At 50.4% G+C, this 20,194-nt stretch carries 18 protein-coding genes and 1 other annotated feature; of the genes, 6 read left to right on the top strand and 12 right to left on the bottom strand.

Translation table 11 applies throughout. From position 1 onward, the window contains the following. Position 1: 1 nt before the first annotated feature. Positions 2-215, bottom strand: a binding site (T-box leader). A 91-nt stretch (positions 216-306) separates the two neighbouring features. Both BMW55_RS00730 and BMW55_RS00725 read left to right on the top strand, forming a co-directional pair. Continuing rightward, on the top strand, positions 307-2,601 hold the full coding sequence (locus BMW55_RS00730) for a transglycosylase domain-containing protein (protein ID WP_089964456.1): 2,295 nt from the start codon (positions 307-309) through the stop codon (positions 2,599-2,601). A 237-nt stretch (positions 2,602-2,838) separates the two neighbouring features. Beyond that, positions 2,839-5,187, top strand: coding sequence for a transglycosylase domain-containing protein (locus tag BMW55_RS00725; RefSeq protein ID WP_170839652.1), 2,349 nt, complete (start codon positions 2,839-2,841; stop codon positions 5,185-5,187). A 41-nt stretch (positions 5,188-5,228) separates the two neighbouring features. Here BMW55_RS00725 and acsA read toward each other — a convergent pair whose 3' ends face one another. The 12 genes from acsA to nagZ all read right to left on the bottom strand — a co-directional run bounded on the left by acsA (position 5,229) and on the right by nagZ (position 16,673). Continuing rightward, on the bottom strand, positions 5,229-6,947 hold the full coding sequence (gene acsA / locus BMW55_RS00720) for an acetate--CoA ligase (RefSeq protein ID WP_089964454.1): 1,719 nt from the start codon (positions 6,945-6,947) through the stop codon (positions 5,229-5,231). 144 nt (positions 6,948-7,091) lie between these two features. Then, positions 7,092-7,247, bottom strand: a complete 156-nt coding sequence (locus tag BMW55_RS00715; protein ID WP_089964453.1) for a DUF1540 domain-containing protein — start codon at positions 7,245-7,247, stop codon at positions 7,092-7,094. Between the two features lie 130 nt (positions 7,248-7,377). After that, positions 7,378-8,088, bottom strand: coding sequence for a 5'-methylthioadenosine/adenosylhomocysteine nucleosidase (locus BMW55_RS00710; RefSeq protein WP_089964452.1), 711 nt, complete (start codon positions 8,086-8,088; stop codon positions 7,378-7,380). A 32-nt stretch (positions 8,089-8,120) separates the two neighbouring features. Further along, positions 8,121-9,158: a catabolite control protein A gene (gene ccpA / locus BMW55_RS00705; protein ID WP_089964712.1), complete on the bottom strand. Its 1,038-nt coding sequence runs from the start codon at positions 9,156-9,158 to the stop codon at positions 8,121-8,123. Positions 9,159-9,341: 183 nt separating this feature from the next. Next, positions 9,342-10,649: an SseB family protein gene (locus BMW55_RS00700; RefSeq protein ID WP_089964451.1), complete on the bottom strand. Its 1,308-nt coding sequence runs from the start codon at positions 10,647-10,649 to the stop codon at positions 9,342-9,344. Between the two features lie 167 nt (positions 10,650-10,816). Then, on the bottom strand, positions 10,817-11,917 hold the full coding sequence (locus BMW55_RS00695; protein ID WP_342027722.1) for a bifunctional 3-deoxy-7-phosphoheptulonate synthase/chorismate mutase: 1,101 nt from the start codon (positions 11,915-11,917) through the stop codon (positions 10,817-10,819). Positions 11,918-11,998: 81 nt separating this feature from the next. Next, the gene (locus BMW55_RS00690; RefSeq protein WP_089964449.1) at positions 11,999-12,733 is read right to left on the bottom strand and encodes an anti-sigma factor family protein; all 735 of its coding nucleotides are present in this window, start codon (positions 12,731-12,733) and stop codon (positions 11,999-12,001) included. Positions 12,734-12,742: 9 nt separating this feature from the next. Beyond that, positions 12,743-13,294, bottom strand: a complete 552-nt coding sequence (locus tag BMW55_RS00685; protein ID WP_089964448.1) for an RNA polymerase sigma factor — start codon at positions 13,292-13,294, stop codon at positions 12,743-12,745. Between the two features lie 22 nt (positions 13,295-13,316). Next, positions 13,317-13,667 carry a bacillithiol system redox-active protein YtxJ gene (ytxJ, locus tag BMW55_RS00680; RefSeq protein ID WP_089964447.1) on the bottom strand — a complete coding sequence of 117 codons (351 nt, stop codon included), beginning with the start codon at positions 13,665-13,667 and terminating at the stop codon, positions 13,317-13,319. Between the two features lie 122 nt (positions 13,668-13,789). Beyond that, the gene (locus tag BMW55_RS00675) at positions 13,790-14,134 is read right to left on the bottom strand and encodes a YtxH domain-containing protein (RefSeq protein WP_089964446.1); all 345 of its coding nucleotides are present in this window, start codon (positions 14,132-14,134) and stop codon (positions 13,790-13,792) included. A gap of 255 nt (positions 14,135-14,389) precedes the next feature. Further along, complete coding sequence (locus BMW55_RS00670) at positions 14,390-14,773, bottom strand: DUF948 domain-containing protein (protein WP_089964445.1); 384 nt, start codon at positions 14,771-14,773, stop codon at positions 14,390-14,392. A gap of 130 nt (positions 14,774-14,903) precedes the next feature. Continuing rightward, the gene (gene nagZ, locus BMW55_RS00665; RefSeq protein WP_089964444.1) at positions 14,904-16,673 is read right to left on the bottom strand and encodes a beta-N-acetylhexosaminidase; all 1,770 of its coding nucleotides are present in this window, start codon (positions 16,671-16,673) and stop codon (positions 14,904-14,906) included. A 191-nt stretch (positions 16,674-16,864) separates the two neighbouring features. On the opposite strand from nagZ, the gene BMW55_RS00660 reads away from it, so the two are divergent. The 4 genes from BMW55_RS00660 to BMW55_RS00645 all read left to right on the top strand — a co-directional run bounded on the left by BMW55_RS00660 (position 16,865) and on the right by BMW55_RS00645 (position 20,178). Beyond that, the gene (locus BMW55_RS00660) at positions 16,865-17,923 is read left to right on the top strand and encodes an isocitrate/isopropylmalate family dehydrogenase (RefSeq protein WP_089964710.1); all 1,059 of its coding nucleotides are present in this window, start codon (positions 16,865-16,867) and stop codon (positions 17,921-17,923) included. Positions 17,924-18,095: 172 nt separating this feature from the next. Next, the gene (locus BMW55_RS00655; RefSeq protein WP_089964443.1) at positions 18,096-18,305 is read left to right on the top strand and encodes a hypothetical protein; all 210 of its coding nucleotides are present in this window, start codon (positions 18,096-18,098) and stop codon (positions 18,303-18,305) included. Positions 18,306-18,513: 208 nt separating this feature from the next. Then, on the top strand, positions 18,514-19,206 hold the full coding sequence (locus BMW55_RS00650) for a GntR family transcriptional regulator (protein WP_244527388.1): 693 nt from the start codon (positions 18,514-18,516) through the stop codon (positions 19,204-19,206). Positions 19,207-19,230: 24 nt separating this feature from the next. Continuing rightward, positions 19,231-20,178 carry a DMT family transporter gene (locus BMW55_RS00645; RefSeq protein ID WP_089964441.1) on the top strand — a complete coding sequence of 316 codons (948 nt, stop codon included), beginning with the start codon at positions 19,231-19,233 and terminating at the stop codon, positions 20,176-20,178. The last annotated feature ends 16 nt before the right edge of the window (positions 20,179-20,194 follow it).

The raw sequence follows: 20,194 nt of genomic DNA, 5'->3' as shown, positions 1-20,194 counted from the left end.
TCGAAGGGACGGAGTCGGATCCGCGGTACCACCCTTGTTGAAGACAGAACCATTCCCGTCTGTCTTCCGCTTGATTGGGATAACGGGGACTTCCCGTGGTCAACGCCAAGCTCCCAAGTGTAATTCGCCGTGCAGCGGACTGCTGGTTTGCACCGTCCACCAGCTCTCTGAAAAGCTCACATCTGCCGGCTACTTCGCTTGTTCACCGCTTTTTGTTCTATTCAGTTCTCCACTCACAGATTCGGCGAAAATACTTTTCAAACAGATTATGATATAATATTACCCGATGAATGAGGGGGGTTCAAGTTGAGGAGGAGAAGACCAGATAAAAAATCCCTTGGTCGGCGAATATTCTATGTGCTCTTCACCATCGTTGTCATCGGCTTAGTGATGGCCGTCGGAGCCATTGGCGTCGGGGCCGGAATCGTTTCAGCGATGGTCAAAGACGAAAAAGTCCGAAGCAAAGAGGATTTCCAACGGGATTTGAACAGCTTGTCACAAACCAGTTATGCCTATTTTCTGAACAGAGACAAAAATGGCAAACATATTCCGATCGGCTCCATGCGCATGGAAGGCAATGACCGGCAGCCGATCAAATCCGTCAAAGATGTAAGCCCTTATCTGATCGATGCTTTTATCTCGATTGAGGATCATGAATTCTACCAGCACAACGGAATCGTCCCCCGTTCCCTGCTGCGGGCCGCCTACCAGCAGGCCGTCAATGCCGATGTGACGACAGGGGGAAGCACGATCACCCAGCAGCTGGTCAAAAACGTCATTCTGAAGGACTTTGACAAGAAGCTGGAACGGAAAGCCAAGGAAATCATCCTGGCGATCCGGCTGGATTCGATGTATAAAAAGGACGAGATCCTTGTTTACTATATGAACAGCGTCCTCTTCGGAGACGGTGCCAACGGTCGGAGACTGTACGGGGTACAAGCCGCCGCCAAAGGGATCTTCAATGTGGATGCCAAAAACCTCAACCTCGCGCAATCCGCCTACATAGCGGGAATGGTTCAGCGTCCCAACGACATGAACCCGTTCAGCGACAACGGCAAAGGTTTGGAGCGCGGCATCAAGCGGATGAAGCTGGTTCTCGCCAAGATGCTGGAAAATAACAAGATCACCAAAGAGCAATACGACGAAGCGCTGAAGTTTGACATCAAGAAATCCCTTGCCAAACCGCAAGATTTCACAAACAGCTATGAAAAATATCCTTTTATCATGCATGCCCTGGAAGAAGAAGCAGCCGAAGCCCTCATGGAAAAAGACAACCTGAATATTGAAGAGCTGAGCAGACAGGGAAAATACAAAGCCACGCTGGAAGAGTACAAGAAAAAAGCGATGACCGGCGGCTATCATTTTTATACGACCATTGACCGGGACATGTATGAAGCAGTCAACGCTGAGGCGACGAAAAAGTTGAGCTTCCACAACCGCACCTATAAAGGAAAAAAAGGACAGGAACAGTTGGGAGCCGTGATCATCGACAACCAAACAGGCGCCGTTCTCGCTTTTGTGTCAGGGACCAACAGTTTTGATGCCAACCAGAAAGACCATGCACTGGATGCGACAAACCAGCCCGGGTCAGCAATTAAGCCATTACTGGTCTACGGACCGGGGATTGAGGAGCGGGTCATCTCCCCGGAAACGATGATCCTGGATGAAAGGATTCCCAAAGCGGACGGTTCCGGGTATTACAAAAATGCCGACAACAAATACAGAGGACCCGTGTCGGCCACCCTCGCCCTGAAATTCTCGATCAACACTCCCGCGATCAAGATTTTTAACCATATGGGACATCAAACGGGTTTTGAATACCTGAAAAAGATGGGCATTCCACCCAGCCCCAACGATACCGAATCCGCCGCGATCGGCGGCTCCTACAAAGGCTATACGGTGGAAAAAATGGCCGCGGCATATGCGACTCTCGCAGACGAAGGCAATTACAAAAAGCCTTATATCATTTCCAAAATCGTCGATTCCGACGGCAACGTCATCTGGGAACACAAGGTAAAACCAACCCGGGTCTTTTCCCCGCAAACGGCGTACCAGACCACCCGGATGCTCAGACAGGTCCTCAACGGCGGGACGGGGACCTATGTCGGTGCCCGCATCAACGGCTATGATCTGGCCGGAAAAACAGGCACCACATCGGAAGACAGGGACAAGTGGTTTATCGGGTATACCCCGCAAATCACGCTGGCCGTCTGGGGAGGGTACGATTACAACCATCCCATGACCCATAATCAAAAATTCGCGATGCAAGCATGGGTCAATATTTTTAGAGCGGCCGCCGAGGCCAGCCCTGAATACTTTGACAAACAACGCCGCTTTGAAAATCCCGGCGGATTGCCCGGGGGAATTGAATGTCTTGAATGTGACCGGATTGAAGAATATCTGAGAAAGAAACAAGAAGAAGAACAGAAAAAACTGGAGGAAGAAAAGAAAAGGCAGGAGGAAGAGAAAAAAGGCCAGCAGCCGCCACCTCCACCCCATCCGTGGGAGCCGCGTCCGGGAGGTCCCGGTGACGGAAACGACGGAGGAAATGATGACGGCAAAGTCCGATTACCCTGGCCGCCTCCGAGACGAGACTCATAAAAAGGATTTCTTCCGGATCATTGCAAATCAGCCTCCGTCCACTGAGTGGACCGGAGGCTGATTTGATTGGCCAAGCTTTCAAGAAAGGGGCAAGTGTGGGATCACCGCACACTGGATAAAAGCGCAACAGCGCCCATCTCTTTTTTCACTTGATTGTCAAAATTTCTCTATGATCACTACCTACTTCTTCCATGATATAATGGTATGGCTGAAGTTCAAAGGGGGGTATGGATCCGCATGAAGTTTGGAAACACGCAGTTTGACAAAAAGAAAATCATTAAGCAAATCACGCGAATTTTGTTCGTTTGTCTGGTCATGGTGCTAGTCGTTGCGGTCGGTGCGGTGGGTGTGGGCGCAGGTGTCGTATCGGCCTTCGCCAAAGATGAAAAGCTCCGCACCAAAGAGGATTACGAAAAAGAATTGTCCAACTGGTCGCAAACCAGTTATGCATACTTCCGTTCCCCTGACGGAAAATCGACACCGAAAAAGATCGGATCGCTGGTAACGTCAGATGACCGGCAACTCATTCGCAGCCTGGATCAAGTCAGCCCCTACTTGATCGATGCGTTTCTTTCGGTCGAGGACCGGGAATTTTATAATCACAACGGGATTGTCCCCCGCTCCATCCTGCGTGCCGCCTATCAACAAATCACCGGCAGTGAAGTGACCACAGGCGGAAGCACTATTACGCAGCAGCTCGTCAAAAACGAAATCCTGGGTAACCGGGAAAAAAGTTATGAACGGAAAGCTTTGGAAATTCTAAATTCCATCCGGATTGAAAAATATTATGACAAAGATGAAATCTTCGTTGCCTATTTGAACAGTGTTTATTTCGGGAAAGGCGCCCACGGGAAGCATATGTACGGTGTGGCTGCCGCTGCCCGGGGGATCTTCAATAAACCGGTCAAACAACTGGAGCTGGCACAAGCCGCATACATTGCCGGAATGGTGCAGCGCCCCAACGATTACAATCCGGTTGATCCCACCCGCGGGGAAGAAAACAGGGAGGAAAACCTAAAACGCGGGTTGAAGCGGATGAAGCTCGTCCTCGAGCAAATGTTGAAGAATCAAAAGATCACCCAAGAGCAGTACGAGCAAGCCCTTCGTGTTAATATCAAAGGATCCCTCGCCAAGCCGGACGATTTTACGAATGGGTATGAAAAATATCCGTTTATCATCTCCGCGGTGGAGAGAGAAGTCATTGAAATTCTGAGGGAAAGGGACAAAGGCAATCCGGAAGCGAAGAATAAAACCTATCTGGATTACAGAAAAGAAGCCACTCAGGGCGGCTTCCATATCTACACGACCATTGATGAACAACTTTACAATGCCATGAATCAATCGGTCCAAAATCTGTACTTCCCGAAAAAGAAATTGAAAGGAAAGCGTCGCCAGGAACAAATCGGTGCCGTTTTGATCGACAACAAAACGGGAGCCGTCCTGTCTTTCTATTCAGGTGTCGACTTTAAACAAAATGAAGTGGATCATGCCTTTGTCGCCAAAAACCAACCCGGTTCAGCGATTAAACCGTTGCTCGTCTATGGCCCGGCCATCAACGAGGGAATCGTTTCGCCTGACTCCACCATAATCGATGAACCCCTTGCCAAGGCAGACGGGTCAGGCGTATACAAAAATGCGAACGGAAAATATAAAAACGGGCCCGTTGACGCAACCTATGCGTTAAAATGGTCACTCAATATCCCGGCCATTAAAATCTTCAGGCAGCTGGGAATCGAACGCGGCTTCAACTACCTGAAAGAGATGGGGATTGAGCCTCATGAAAACGATCTGGTCGAAGCAGCCGCACTGGGAGGCTTTACTTACGGACCGACCGTCGAACAGATGACAGCCGCTTATGCGATGTTGGGAAATCAGGGAGTTTACAATAAACCTCACTTGATTGAAAAAATCACCGACTCGTACGGCAATGTGATCTACGATTACCACAAACAACATCAACCCAAACAAGTCTTCAAGGCACAAACGGCTTATCAATTGACCCAAATGCTGAGACAGGTCGTGACCAGCGGAACGGCGGCTGAACGAATCGGAAACCGAATCGGCAGTTACAACGTAGCCGGGAAAACGGGAACCACCTCCAATGAATGGGATTTGTGGTTTGTCGGCTACACTCCCGAAGTCTCCCTGGGTGTGTGGTCCGGATATGATTACAATACCAAAGGAAGCAAGAATCTGGCCAAAGACGCCTGGGTAAAACTCTTTAAGGCTGCTGCCTCTACCAGACCCGATCTGATTCCCCAGGGCAGCCAATTTGCAAATCCCGGTGGCTCCATAGAAAGCAAGTGTTTTGAGTGTAACAGGATCCCGCAGAATCCCTCGCCGGGAACTCAAAACCCGGGGAACCAGAATCCGGGAAATCAAAATCCGTGGAATCCAAACCCGGGACAAAACCCGGGAACACAAAATCCGGGAGTATCTAATCCAGGAACACAAAATCCCGGAACAACAGACCCGGGAACGCAGAATCCTGGTACTTCGGATCCTGGAACTCAGGACCCGGGAACACCTGACAATCCGGAAAATCCTGATACCGGCACGCAAGATCCCGGAACACAAAACCCTTAATTAATTAACCCCCCTTAGTCAGGAAGGGGGGTTATTTTATGTCAGTCTTCCATCGTGGACAGATCGCCGGTCGGAAGACCCAGTTCCCATGCTTTCAAGACGCGGCGCATGATTTTTCCGCTTCTCGTTTTGGGCAATTTATCTTTAAACTCTATTTCACGGGGAGCGGCGTGAGCGGCGAGACCCGTTTTGACGAAATTGCGGATTTCCTCTTTCAATTCCTCTGACGGTTGATAGCCGGAACGCAGCGCGATAAACGCTTTGATGATTTGCCCGCGCACCGGGTCCGGTTTCCCGATGACGCCTGCCTCGGCCACCGCCGGGTGCTCGACCAATTTGCTCTCCACTTCAAACGGGCCGACTCTTTCCCCGGAAGTGTTGATCACATCATCGATCCGCCCCTGGAACCAGAAGTATCCGTCTTCATCCTTGTATGCCGAGTCACCGGAGATATACCAGCCCGGGATGCGGAAATACTCCTGATATTTCTCGGGATTTTTCCAGATTTGGCGCATCATCGACGGCCACGGGGTTTTAACGGCCAAATTCCCCATTTGATACGGCGGCAGCTCATTTCCTTCATCATCGATGATGGCTGCATAGATGCCCGGGAACGGTTTACCCATGGACCCTGGTTTAATCTCCATCTGCGGATAGTTGGAGATCAGGATTCCGCCTGTTTCGGTCATCCACCAGTTATCATGAATCCGCTTGCCGTACACTTTCATTCCCCAGCGCACCACTTCGGGGTTTAGCGGCTCTCCCACGCTCAAGACGTGGCGGACCGAAGAGAGATCGTATTTTTTGACCACCTCTTCCCCGGCACCCATCAGCATGCGGAAAGCGGTCGGGGCGCTGTACCATACCGTCACTTTATTTTTTTCAATGGTTTGATACCAATCGTCAGGGCTGAAACGACCACCGCGAATCACATTGGTCACGCCGTTCAGCCACGGGGCGAAAATGCCGTAAGAGGTTCCCGTTACCCAACCGGGGTCGGCGGTACACCAGTAGATGTCATCTTCTTGTAAATCGAGGACCCATTTCCCGGTTTGATAATGCTGGATCATGGCATTGTGAACATGGAGCACGCCTTTCGGTTTACCGGTGGAACCGGAGGTATAATGAATCAGCATCGGATCTTCCCGGTCCATCCATTCGATCTCCAGTTGGGTGGAGGCCTGTTTCATCTCTTCTTCAAAGCTGTAATATCCTTCGTCCAGCTTCCCTTCCGCGCCAACGAGGATGATGTGTTTCAAATGGGGCAGCTCATTGACGGGCACCCTGGGCAGCAGAGCCGGCGTGGTGACCAGTGCGACGGCTTCGCTGTTCTCAAGGCGGTCTTTGACGGCCGCTTCCATAAATGCTTCAAACAGCGGCCCGACAATGGCCCCGATTTTAATCGTTCCCAGAAAACTAAAATAAAGCTCGGGTGTGCGAGGCATAAAAATGAACACACGATCTCCCTTATGTACCCCGATCTTTCTCAAAACGTTTCCAAATTGGTTTGACTTTTCTTTCATTTCTTGGAACGTGTATTTCTCATCACGGCTGGGGTCGCTGTACATCAGCGCGATTTTGTCCCCTTTTCCCGACTCGGCATGCCGGTCAATCGCTTCATAGGCGGCGTTAACTCTTCCCGTTTGTGACCAGGTAAATTCCTTCTCCACCTGACTCCAATCAAAAGAACGGTATGTTTCCTCGTAGTTTTTCAAATTATTGCCCGATGTTTGGACAGCAATGCGTTCATCATGATTCATGGTTACGCCCTCCCTTTTGTGAGCGATTACATTTTTAATTATTATACCATAGATAAAAAGATTGACAATTTACTTAATTACCTGTACTTCGCTTTGATTTTTCTGTTAAAAAGGCCGATTGCACCGGGTGCAATCGGCCATCGGTTATTGCTTCGGCTTAAAGGTTTTACAATCGGTTTCTTCGCTGTCCGACGCCTGCTTTTCATACTTATTGACCACATAGATCTCATCCGCTCTGCAAAGATTCCCCTGCCCCCAATAGGTGCAGCTGTTCACTTCACACATCACATTTTCCGGCATATTGGAACCCCCCTTTCACTGATCATATTATGTTCAGGCATCGTGCAGCTAATCATCCCAAATTCAACCTTTGCCAAGAAAGAAAGGCACCTTCCAGGAGTTGACTTCCCCCGGTCAGGTGCCTTTTTGGTTAAGCTTTCGCTTTTTGCTGCAACAAGTGCCGGACCATCAAACACGATCGTTCCGCGGCCAGCTCCGTAAACTCCAGAAAGTTCACCTGAGCTGTTTGGTCGGCACGGTCGGACATCGAACGAATCACTACATAGGGAACGCCGCTCAAATGACAGACATGAGCGACAGCCGCTCCTTCCATCTCCACACAGGCTCCGTTAAACTCTTCACGCAGCTGCTTCACTTTTTCCACATCAGAGATAAACTGGTCCCCCGAAAGCACTTTACCCGTAAGCACTTTGACCCCTTCAATGCTCTCCCCCGCTTTTTTGGCCCACTCGATCAGACCGGGATCGGCGGGAAAAACGGAAGTTTCCTGAAAGGGAATCGTTCCTTTGGGAAACCCAAGCGGACTGGCGTCCATGTCGTGTTGTTGACACTCGGTCGAGATCACCAGATCCCCGATGTCCAAATCCGAATGCAGGGCACCGGCCACCCCGGTAAAGATCACCGACTCCACCCGGTAGCGGTCGATCAATAGCTGCGTGCAAACCGCGGCATTCACCTTGCCAACCCCTGATTTGCAAACGACGACCGGAACCCCGGAAAGCTCTCCTTTGTGGTAATGAATCCCCTGAATTTCCCGGGTTTCCACCTGCTGCATCTCTTCTAAAAAACGCGCGATTTCGGCGTCCATGGCCCCGATGATGCCAACAATGCCCGTACTCATATCCTGCCACATCCTCATCCCATTTGTCTCACTTATTTCGTCTCTTCCCATTCTTTCAGCCGGGTCGAGTCGCGAAGCTCAATGCTGTATTGCAGGGTAACCTGCCCTGTCTCCACATGTTCATCATTCATGTATTTGGTGAGAAGGCGCATCGCCACTGCCCCGATATCGTACATCGGAACCCCTACTGTACTGAGCAGAGGGCGTACCTGGGCCGCCAGAGGAATATTCTCAAAGCCGATGATGGAAAGATCCTCCGGAATCCGTCGGCCCAAATCTTGGGCGGCATGGATTCCGCCTGCCGCCATTTCGTCGCTGGCCGCAAAAACCGCGGTGACAGGTTCTTCGGCAGTCAAAAGTTCCTGCATCGCTTCATAGCCGGAGCGATAGCGGTAATTACCGAGGCGGACCAGTTTTTCGTCAAAAGGAATTCCATGTTCGGTCAGCGCTTCTTTGTAACCCAGGTAACGCGGATAGCCATTTACCGAGTCCGTCAGCGGTCCCCCGATATAGGCAATCTTTTGGTGACCCTCATGTATGAGAACAGATGTGGCTTCTTTGGCGGCCTGAATTTGATCGATGGTCACGGATGCCAGCTCTCTCTTTTCATCCCGCGTTGCCGCCAACACGATCGGTACATTGGCGGCGTGGAAAATCTCCCTGTGCGCATCTGTAATCTCTCCACCTAAAAAGAGAAGCCCGTCCACCTGTTTCTCCAACAGCGTTTCAATGCATTGCAGCTCTTTTTCCTTTCTTAAATCGGAATTGCTCAGAATGATATTGTAATGATACATCGTGGCAATATCTTCAATTCCCCGCGCCAGCTCAGCATAAAAGGGATTGGAGATGTCCGGGATCACCACCCCGACCGTGGTGGTTTTCTTGCTTGCCAAACCACGGGCGACGGCATTGGGACGGTAACCCAACTCACGGATCACGTCCAACACTTTTTTGCGCGTTGCAGGTTTTACATTCGGGTTTCCGTTGACTACGCGTGAAACGGTAGCCATCGAAACACCCGCTTCTCTCGCAACGTCGTAAATGGTAATCGTTTCTTTTTTCTTCACCATCTTTTTTTCCCACATCCAATTTCATTTATCTGGTGTCTGTATCCAATATACGTATATTATAACAGGACAAATAAACAGCTGAAAATAAACGGCTCAGCGGGTGACGGCCAAAATGGCCAGGCCGCTTGCGATAAGATTTGCCCTTATTTTTTCCAATCTCAAAAAAAAGAACCAGCCCAAAGGTCAGGTCTTTTCCCGCTCCAGTTGGGACATCAATTGAAGCACATAGGGAAGCGTATCACCCATGATACTGGTCCAAGCCTCAGGCGACCCGCGGTTGATCCAAACGATCGGCTGGCGGGGAGCCAACGCTTTATACAGCTTCTTGGTTGAAATTAAACGCGGGGTCATGGGCGGCAAATTCGGGTTCTTCCGGCGGGCTTCGTCGATCAGGATCTGGGCATGGCGGGCGGAGGTAAAGAAGTCGACAATCGGGCTTTGATCTTGACCGGCTAAAATGACCATGTTCCCATCTGGGTCTACAACCACCCAAATTCTCCTGAGTTCCGCCATCGCCCGGCAAACTTCCCAGCCGTTGGCCATTCCCTGTCCCTCAACTGTAGCTTTCTCCAGTTTTTTCAACCCGGCTTCCACGTCAGGATCCACTGCGGGTTGGGGGGGATAAGGGGTGACCGACGTTTTTTTCTGCTGTTGGGGCATAGTAGCAGGGCCGCGCTCTTTCAGCGAAGCTGGCGGCTTTTTCTTTTTCTCTTCAGCTTCCGCCTTCGGCTGTACCTCTTGTTTCCGCTCCGGCTCTTCTTGATCAACGGAGCCTGTTTCGGCCTTTTTGATAAACGGACGGACGATCGGTTCCTCTTCCATGAAACCGTTTTGCTTGCCCCTTCTTATTTTTTCGGCATGTTCCCAGGTTAACGGGGTTTGTTCAGGCAGCCCGTAATGAAGATAAGGTGCCGGGGCCCCCAACTCCCTGCATCGGTCCAATATCACATGCCATGGTTGCCGGATCGCGGTACCTCCGGATTTTTGTGTAATCAATTTCGCGTCTTTTTCACTGGCATAGATGGCTACCGTGTAGGAACCCTTTTGATATTCCACCAATAACAGGTTGTTCTCCAGAGTCGGCACCCACGCCCCCGGCAGTTGGGACAGCTTCACTACCGCGTATTCCCGCAGCAAATGAAGCAAATACGGTTTAGCGAGAAAAAAACGGGAAGGCGATCCGGGGTTGAAGACAATCCCATCCGCATCCGAGCGGTAAGCTTTGATCAGAAAAGGCAATGCGGGTTCTACGACCATCTCCACCATCCATGGCTGATCGACTCGCACAACTCTTGCCGCCTCTTCGTCGGTAAAAGTGACGACAAATTTCCTGCCAGGTTTATTTCCCTTAGCCAAAAACGGCTTTTTTCCCCGTTCCGATTTTTGGTATAAGACAACGAGCCGCGGAACTTGAGCGGAAAAAAAGTCATAAAGCTGATCAGGTTTTACAAAATCCGCGTTCGCAAGCTCCAAACATTCCCTAGCGTTCAACGCTTCTTCCTCCCCAACAAGCACCGGCATCGGCGAAGGCGATCTTCGCACGAGTTGCCGAAACGATTCTTTATCTCAACCTATCATAACAAATTTTAAGCAAAAAAAGCGAACCCGACTTAATAAAAGTCTGTTCGCATATAATCATTTATTTGATTAAGATCCATTTATTTTCTTTCCAGAACCCTCTCTTGGTTTCCCATCAGATTTGATGCGCGAAGATCTTTCATAAATGTTTCAAAAGAGGGAATGTCGATCTGCTGTTTGGCATCGGACAGGGCAACAGCCGGATTCGGATGCACTTCCAGCATAATGCCGTCCGCGCCTGCGGCCAAAGCTGCTTTGGCACACGGCAGCAAGATATCCCTGCGTCCCGTTGAATGGGTAATGTCTACGAACACAGGCAAGTGGCTTTCATTTTTAAGAATCGGAACTGCAGATATGTCTAATGTATTGCGGGTCCATTTTTCATATGTCCGGATTCCCCGCTCACACAGCATCACTTGGGTATTTCCCCGGGAGACAATATACTCGGCGGCAAACAGGAATTCCTCCATGGTCGCAGACAGCCCCCGTTTGAGCAACACAGGAGTACGGACAGATCCTGCTGCTTTCAGGAGCTCAAAGTTTTGCATATTGCGTGCCCCGATTTGGATGACATCCACATATTGCTCCGCCATTTCCATATCGCCCGGGTTGACGATCTCGCTGACCACGATTAAATCATATTCATCCGCGGCACGACGCAAAATCTTGAGTCCTTCTTCCCCCAACCCCTGGAAGTCGTAAGGGGATGTTCTCGGCTTAAAAGCCCCTCCTCGCATCAAGCGGACCCCTTGCTCTTTTAACGAACGGGCAACGGCAAACACCTGCTCTTCAGATTCGACCGAACAGGGTCCTGCCACAATCACGGGTGTCCCATTTCCGACCAGGGTTCCTTTCAAATCGACAACCGTATTTTCCGCTTGCTTTTTCCGGCTTACGAGGAGTGTTTTCTTCTGCTCCTCAATCTGCAAATCCAAGGATGCTTTAAAAATCTGTTTGAACAGATAGCGTACCGTATGGTCATCAAACGGGCCTTCATTGTGTTTTACGATTCGGTCCAGCATATCTTTCTCGCGCTCAGGGTCAAATTTATTCACGCCCTGCTTCTTCTTGATTTCCCCAATCTCCCGAACTAGCTTGGCCCGTTGATTTAAAAGGGTAAGCAGCTGTAAATTGAGTTCGTCCAATTGTTTGCGCAGCTCTGCCAATACATGTTCGCTCACTCGTCTATCTCCCCTCTTCTCTACTAAAAGAAAGATTTCGCTCATTATAACGAAAAATAGTTCAAATGTCATCCCCGGATTTTACGGCAGGGATGCTTGGGTCGCTATTTTATGAAACCAGCGGGAAACCGCCTGTTTGTTGTCCGGAAACTGGAAAGTTTCGATCCGGGGATGCCGCCCGGTCTTCAAAATAACCGAGGTTGGAAAGCGGAGATCGGAAATCCTCAGCTGGTCAGGGTGCAATGGAATCCCCACTGTGGTGAGCAGCTTATTCAACGTATCCATGTCCGGGACTTTCACAAAAATAAATTGGTTCACTTTTTTCAACCAGGACGGGTCTTCATTCTGTAAAAAGGGAACGGCACTGGGATAGATCCACGCCGTGCGGGGCAGGGGCGGGGCCTCATCTCTGGGCCGGATCACCCGAATATTCTCATCATCGGGAATATGCAGCTCTTCGGTCTGGGTTGCCAGCACGACCATTTCAAACATCTGCTGGCTTGGTTTGGCGGTTAGCACCATCGCAGGGCTGCTGGGGGACGGAACCGAGCGGACAGGAGAAATCAACAACAAAAGGGTGACCGCTGCCAAAACCGCCCCCCACTTTACCGGCAAAAGCAGGGTCCGCCGCTTTTGCATCCTCTCTTCGTTTCCGATCTCTTCCAAACTTTGCACCAAAGAGACCATCTCTTCCCACTGGATGCGGCAGGAAGCACATGTCTTGACGTGCTCATGCAAACTTTGCCGCTCCGTGACCCCGATTTCCCCGTCTACATCTAATTGAATAAGCCAGTCGATCTCTCTACACGAAGGCATCTTCAGCCCTCACCTTTCAAGTTTCCTTGACAGGCGTTCTTTCAACATCTTGCGGGACCGGAACAGCTGAGTTTTAACGGTGCCTTCAGGAATGTCCAACTCCTGGCTGATTTCTGTATAAGATAAACCGTGATAATGGCGCAAAATAATGACACGCCGGTAAATTTCAGGCAACTCCCGGATTTCTTTCTTGATATGCTCTAACAAAATCTTTTGTTCCACTTGTTCTTCGACTGACATCACCGCGTCAGGGGGAGGCTCCGACTGAATAAAGGTATCGTCCAGAGTGACGATATGTAAGCTTTTTTTTCGCTTCTGATCGCGAAAGCGATTGGTCATCAAAGTCCTGAGCCAGGCTTTGAGGGACTTCTCATATACGTATTTGTTCGATTTCCGGTGCGCATGCCACAGGGTTTCCTGCGTCAGATCTTTGGCGTCTTCGGTATTTCCCGTCAATCGGTAAGCGACATGAAACAAGTATCGCTGATGCTGCTGCAACCTCTCCATGAACTCATCAGCGACACATTTCCATGCTTTCTCCCCCAATTCTTTAGAAACCATGTCAACCTCCAGTACTCTCCGGTTAGTCTGTCAACTTTTTGGCCTGTTTCAGCGAATCTTCGGTAATATTCCAATGGGATGCATGCCAGACCACCTGATCCCCTTTGACCAACAGTGCTTGCGGGGACTCGTGTTTAATGTTGAAACATTCGGCGATTTCATTGGATACGGGCCGATGTTCAATCACGTAAACGACCGCGATCTTGATGTCTTTTGCTTCCTCCGAGCTGCTGAATTTTTCCAGTTCATCCATCGCTGCGGCGCTGATCGGACAGGTGGTGCTGTGCTTGAAGAGCAGAACAGGCCGTTCTTTCGAATATTCTAACACATCCTGCAGTTGCTCTGAGTTGGTAAGTTGTTGAAAAGCGTCCATTTTCATCACGCTCCCGTTTTTATTTTATCTTTAATAAGATACTCTTTTTCGCGTAGATATACAAACCGGTTTCCGCCCTTTTTGTTATGAAAAAGAGTGACGAAAACCGGTCATGGGCCCTATCAATCGACTCTCAGTCGGTCCGAATGAATTTCTTCCGCTTCCACATCGGGGAAACGGTTCTTCATCGCTGTTTCTTTCGATGCTATCTTTGTGACTCTCCGGATCGGAATGGTTCGATTCCGCTCAGACAAGGTATTGCCGAGCAGATTGCGGACTTCGATCAGCTTATCCACCACCCCGGCGCTTTTCTCTTTGGCTGTTTCCAGGCTTTTGCTCAGGTCTTCCCGCATTTCTCTTCCTGTTTTCGGGGTGGTTAAAAGCACAACGGCGGCTCCCACAAGTCCCCCGAACAGGGCCCCGATCAAGAAGTCTCTCAATTGAATTCCATTGTTTTGATCTCCCACTCAAATCTCTCCCCTTTTCTGTTAACTTGCACGCTGACACCACAACGTTCCGGTGATTGCATCCGGGCGGTCGTCTGTGTTCAGCAGCTCAACCGGCCCGCACCGGCTCGGGCCCGGATTGGATTCGCTATCGCCGCAGGAGGGAGCTGAAGTCCTCCGTCACGATCCGGGTACACAGGTGCTTCGCTCCATGTTCAATCATGGATGCTTCATCCCGGGATTTTTATTGTGCTCCATCCACAGACGTTTCTCCGGCTAAGGGTCTCTCCGCCACTGTTTGGCCAAATCAATTCCGGCACTGACGAGGGCAATGATCTGGCTCAACCGGTCTTTATGCAGTTCCGCATGACGAATGATGCCCGCAGATACTTCCTGCATATTTTTCCCTACTTCTTCCAGGGATTGAAACATTTCATCGGCCTGCTTCGATTTGATGCGAAGATCTTCCACGAGCTGACGCGCTTCTTTTAAGGTTCGTGTCGATTCATCCACAGCCTCTTCCACTTTTTTCTTGAGCCCGTCCATGGTCCCTTGAACGGATTTCATCATCCTTGTAAACACAATAAGAGATCGAATCAGGAAAATTGTGAGTATGCATATCGCAAAGGCAGCGACCCCTGCACTGATTTCAATGATCAAAGCTGATTCCTCCTTCGTCCTATCCTTTTCCCCTGAGTTTTTTGGGGCAAACTCCCCACGCTGGACCCGTTACGGGCCGACGGCCCCGGAGCCGCCGTCAACCAATCAAATCAAATAAATGGGCAAGCAGTCAATGGCTATTCTTTGTGACTCTGTGTGTCAAAATCCCGGCTCCAAAAGGAAAGGTTTGAGATACTGTTACAGGCAAACGCCCGACAAACGGAATTTTACCCGTCATCGCTTTGGCCACCGCTTGAAGGGTGGGGTACGTTGAACCGTAAGCGGCTATGTATGTCGTATCTTTGGGCAAAGCATTGATATCATAAGGGGTATCCAGCCCCACAACCACCACCGGTTTTCCGGTTGCCTTGAGTCGGAGAACCAGTTCCGCCTGCGCCGAATCAGGTTCGATCCCGCTTGCTCCGACCATGACCGCATCCGTTTGTTCCGCCTTCTTCACCAGACCCGGAATCTGTTCCTTCTCCAGCTTACTGATCGGAACAACGGTTGCCTGAAAGCCTTGCTCCGTGAGCACTTGACCGAAGGTTTTCGGCTTCGCAGCCGTCAGCACCAACAGGTTTGGGACTTCCGCCGGGTTCAGCGGCAACAGCTTTTGCTTATCTTCGACCAAAGTGACGGATCTTTCCGCAATGCGAAGAGAGAGTGCCGCCGTTTCCGGTTGTGATGTCTGACGTGGGATTTCCTGTATGGATGCATAAGGATTGGCGATGATGGACCCGCCAGGAAGCCGTTTCGCTTTCAGTGTCAAAATCCGGCGAACCGATTCATCGATCCGTTCTTCAGATATCATTCCTTTCTCTACAGCCTGTTTCACCGTCTCGATCGCCTTTTCCTGTTTGTTCAATGAGTGGCCGACCAAAATCACGTCAGCTCCGGCCTGGATCGCCCTTACTGCGGCGACGCCCGTGCCGAAATGCTCGGCGATCGCTCCCATCTCCATATCGTCAGTGATAATCACGCCTTGATATCCCCATCGGTTTCGCAATAAATCGGTTAACACTTTTTTTGACAAGGTGGCAGGCAAACCCGGAGTAGGGTCCATCGCCGGAAAGGTAATATGAGTCGTCATCACCATATCGGGATCGTTCTCTACAGCTGCCCGGAACGGAACCAGCTCGATTTTCTCCAGCCGTTCCATCGAATGGGGCACTTGCGGCAAATCAATATGAGAATCCAGTTTCGTGTCGCCGTGACCGGGGAAATGTTTAACGGCCGTCAGCACATTCCCGTCACGAAACCCCCGCATGATCGAAGTCCCCAACCCGGCAACCAGCTTGGGATCATCGCTGAAAGAACGGACCCCGATGACCGGATTCTGCGGATTGTTATTCACATCCAGGGAAGGGGCCAGATTCAGATTAATCCCCATGGCTCTCAGCTCTGACCCCATTCGTTTTCCAGCCTCATAGGCCAGGGCGGGGTCACGGGTGGCCCCCAATGCCATGTTGCCCGGAAACTCCGTTACCCCTTCGGTGATGCGCGCCACTTTCCCCCCCTCCTGATCGACCGAAATGAACAGCGGTATGTTGGGTGAGGAGGAAAGAGCCAGTTTTTGCAGATCGTTATTCAATTGCCCGACCTGCTCAGGATCGCGAATATTTCGGTCAAAAAGAATGATTCCTCCCACATGGTAATCTTCGATCATCTTTCGCGCATGATCACTGACGGAAGTGGCCGACGTGCCGAGATCCCCCTTGAAACCGACCAGAAACATCTGCCCGATTTTTTCATCCAGGCTCATTTCATTCAGCTTCGTTTCAACCCAGTCCGGCCCGGCTTCCGAAAATGTCCGCGTCGGTTCCGGTGAACATGCCACGGTTGTTGTAAGAATCCCCGCAATGAGACTCAAAGCCATCCCTTTGATTCGTTTTCTGTTCAAAAAGGAACCCTCCCTCTGCCCTCTATACCATTGTACCTGAACATTTATGCGACTAAAAGGAAAGGCAAAGTTCTTCACATTTATGCAAATCTTCTGCGTCTAGTTATTGAACGAACTGAAGAGTATAATAGACGGGGATGCTACATTAGACAGAGGTGAGACGGTTGAACAATACAAAATCAGTCGTTGTCATGAAAGGGGACCAGACAGGGCAGGAATTGCTGGAAGAAGCTTTGCGGGTCCTCGATCCCAATGTGATTGGTTTCGAAATTGATTTTCAAATGTATGATTTGAGTCTTGAAAATCGCAGAAAGACAAATAACCAAGTGGTTCATGAGGCTGCCCGAGCCATGAAACGGACTGGCTTTGGTTTAAAGGCAGCAACCATCACTCCGGAAGCAAAAGGAGACATCGGAAGCCCGAACGCGATTTTACGCAAAGAGATCGATGGAAAAGTGATCATCCGCACCGGCCGCCGCATCCCCGGAGTTCGTCCGGTCGCGGGAACCTACGCGCCCATCTCCGTGATCCGCATGGCCGTCGGCGATGCTTATGGGGCAAAAGAATGGCGGGAAGGGGAAGGCTTGGATGAAGTCGCCTACCGCACAGAAAAAATCGACCGCAAAACCTGCCGGGCCGTAGCCGAGTTTGCTTTCCGCCACGCCAAAAAGATGAATGCCAAAGTTTTCGGGGGTCCCAAATACACCGTGAGCCCCATCTATGAGGGAATGTTAAAGGAAGAGATGGACGCGGCCAGCAAGCGCTATCCCGAAGTCCGCTATGAACCGCAATTGATCGATGCCACTTACGCCTTGCTGATCAGCAGTTCGGGCGATCCGATGGTCATTCCCGCCCTCAACCGGGACGGCGATTGCCTGAGCGACCTCGTCCTGCAACTGTTCGGTTCAATCGCCGGTGCAGAATCGATCTTAATGAGTTTTGATGAAGATTTTAATACCCAGGTCGTCATGGCCGAAGCACCACACGGAACAGCCCCCTCCCTGTTCGGCAAAAACGTGGCCAATCCGATGGCGATGATCCTGGCCGGCGCATCCCTGCTCACCTATTTTGACGATCCGAAAGCAACTGCTGCCTCACGGGCCATTTATGAAGCCGTCATCGAAACCGTCCGTGAGGGTGTACGCACAGCCGATCTTGGCGGAAATGCGACCACCACTGACTTCACCAATGAAGTGATCCAAAAAGTACAAACCAAACTGGAAGTTTGGTCAACCTTGCAAGGCTTTTAAGCAAACTAATGTATATGTACCATCTGTTTCATAAATAGGCGGCTGTTTCCCTTTCCTAATCGGGTAAAAAACCAGCCTGAGGCTGGTTTTTTTTCTTCTGTTACATGAGCTGACGGCGTAATGGAAATCCTATCGGAAAAGAGATTGCATTTACGCTGTTGGAGTGATCGGGATGCACGGACTGGCCAATGCGGTTACACATGCGATTGTCTATCTGGATCTCGCTTTTGTCTGTTTGCTATTCGCTGTCGGTATATACAGGCGAATCAATGAGCAAGATCGTTCCTTGCGGCAGAAGAGACAGAGCGGGGCGAACGAGACGGGCGAATTTAGGCAGGATGTGAGCAGTGAGGCATCTTTACGAGAAAGTTTTATAAAGTAAAGCAGTCAAGTTTTCTCCTTGTCTGCCAACGGGTTCCCATCTGCACATATAAGGAGATTCAAGGGAATGATTTGATGAGTGAACCGGATCTCCATCATCCGCCACAAGCTCAAAGGGTAGCCTTTGAGCTTTCATTTATTCTCGTATGCAATATATCGCATATATGATACAATATTCTTAATCAGTCTTCTGAATACAGGAGGGATTCATGATGCCCATCCCTTCCGAATCTTGCAAACTGCAACGCAAGTCGGCCAAAAGCCTTGTTTTATCTCAACTGCAGGAATGGATTACAGAAGGCACCCTGCAGCCCGGTGAAAAAATTGTAGACATCGATTTGGCCCGGGCTTTGGGGGTGAGCCGTACTCCCGTTCGGGAAGCCCTGCAAATATTAGCCACTCAGGGCTTTATTGAGATGAAACCCGGAAAAGAAACGAGAGTCACCCCCATCCGTTATGAAGATGTCTATCTTCTTTATCCGCCGCTCGCAGCGCTGGATTCGACAGCGGCTGAACTTGCCGCAGAGAAAATGGATCGAGAGACACTAAAAAATCTGGAAGAGATCAACAGGCATTTTGCACAGGCCGTGCAGGCAAAAGATAAACAGGCAGCCATGAAATGGGATGAACAGTTCCACCAAACGATTGTGGACGCAGCCGACAACACGTATATCCGCTCTTTTACCTCGATCCTGCAATTACACATCCGGCGATTGAAGGTTGTCTTTTTTGAAGTCTCCATGATTCCCGCTCAAGAATCCATCGAAGAACACCAGGCCATCATTGAAGCGTTCAAAAAACGCGACAAAATGAGCGCTGCCAGGTGGATGCGCCAAAATTGGCTTCGCGCGATGGAGATCGTTGCCGCTCATATGAAAAGCGACATGAACAAGCAAGAATGATCACCCAATGTCAGGAGGATCCCCATGCAAGGCAACTCTGCGTCACTCCGGATCACGTATCTCATGTTGATTGCAACCACCTCTTTTTGGGGCAGCGCTTTTGTCGGTTCCAAATGGACCGTTGCTTCCATCCCCCCGGTGACAGCCGCATTTATCCGGTTTGGGCTGGGTGCCGTTTTTATGTTTGCCTTACTGATGACCAGAGAGAGGCCTGCCCGCACCATCCCCAAGAGCGCCTGGCTCAGCGTTTCATTGCTCGGCCTGGTGGGCATCGCCGCTTATAATTTATTCTTTTTTTGGGGATTAAACTTATCGAGAGCTACCGACGGCAGTATGATTATTCCAACGATGAGCCCTGTCATCACCGTTTTGCTGGCCGCTGTTTTTTTCAAGCAAAAAATGAAAAAACAGCAGATTACCGGTTTGCTCCTGGCTCTGCTCGGATCTGCCGTTTTCTTCTGGGGAATCAGTTTAGAGGGAAGCTTCGATCATCAACGGATCCTTGGCGATCTGTTTTTCTGGATGGCCGCTCTCTGTTGGGCGGTTTATACCATGTACGGAAACCGGGTCTTGGAGAAGCTGGACCCTCTGACGGTGACTGCTTATGCGACGCTGTCGGGCGCTCTCCTTCTTGGCCTCCTCTCTGCCCCGTCCCTTACCGAGATCCAATGGGGGAATTTGGGAGTTAACTTCTGGCTCATCCAGCTCTACCTGGCTCTGCTTCCGACGGTTCTCGGGAACTGGTTTTATTATTTGGGCGTAAGGAATATCGGTGCCCCGCGAGCTTCCGTATTTATGTACTTCGTTCCGGTTTCCGGGTTATTGTTGGCTGCTTTGATTTTGGACGAAACGCTTACTTTTGTGCAGATGATCGGCTCGGTTTTGATGATTGCAGGCGTTTGGTTGGTGAATCGGCGCAATCGTCCATCTGCTCCGGTTCAGAAAGCCGCACACGAAACAGGGAAGAGCTGAAAAGCACTGTCTCATC

The sequence above is a fragment of the Lihuaxuella thermophila genome (assembly GCF_900110165.1).
Classification (GTDB): Bacteria; Bacillota; Bacilli; order Thermoactinomycetales; family Thermoactinomycetaceae; genus Lihuaxuella; species Lihuaxuella thermophila.
Note: the sequence above shows the minus strand (reverse complement) of the source record. Positions and strands in the feature narration are given on the sequence as shown.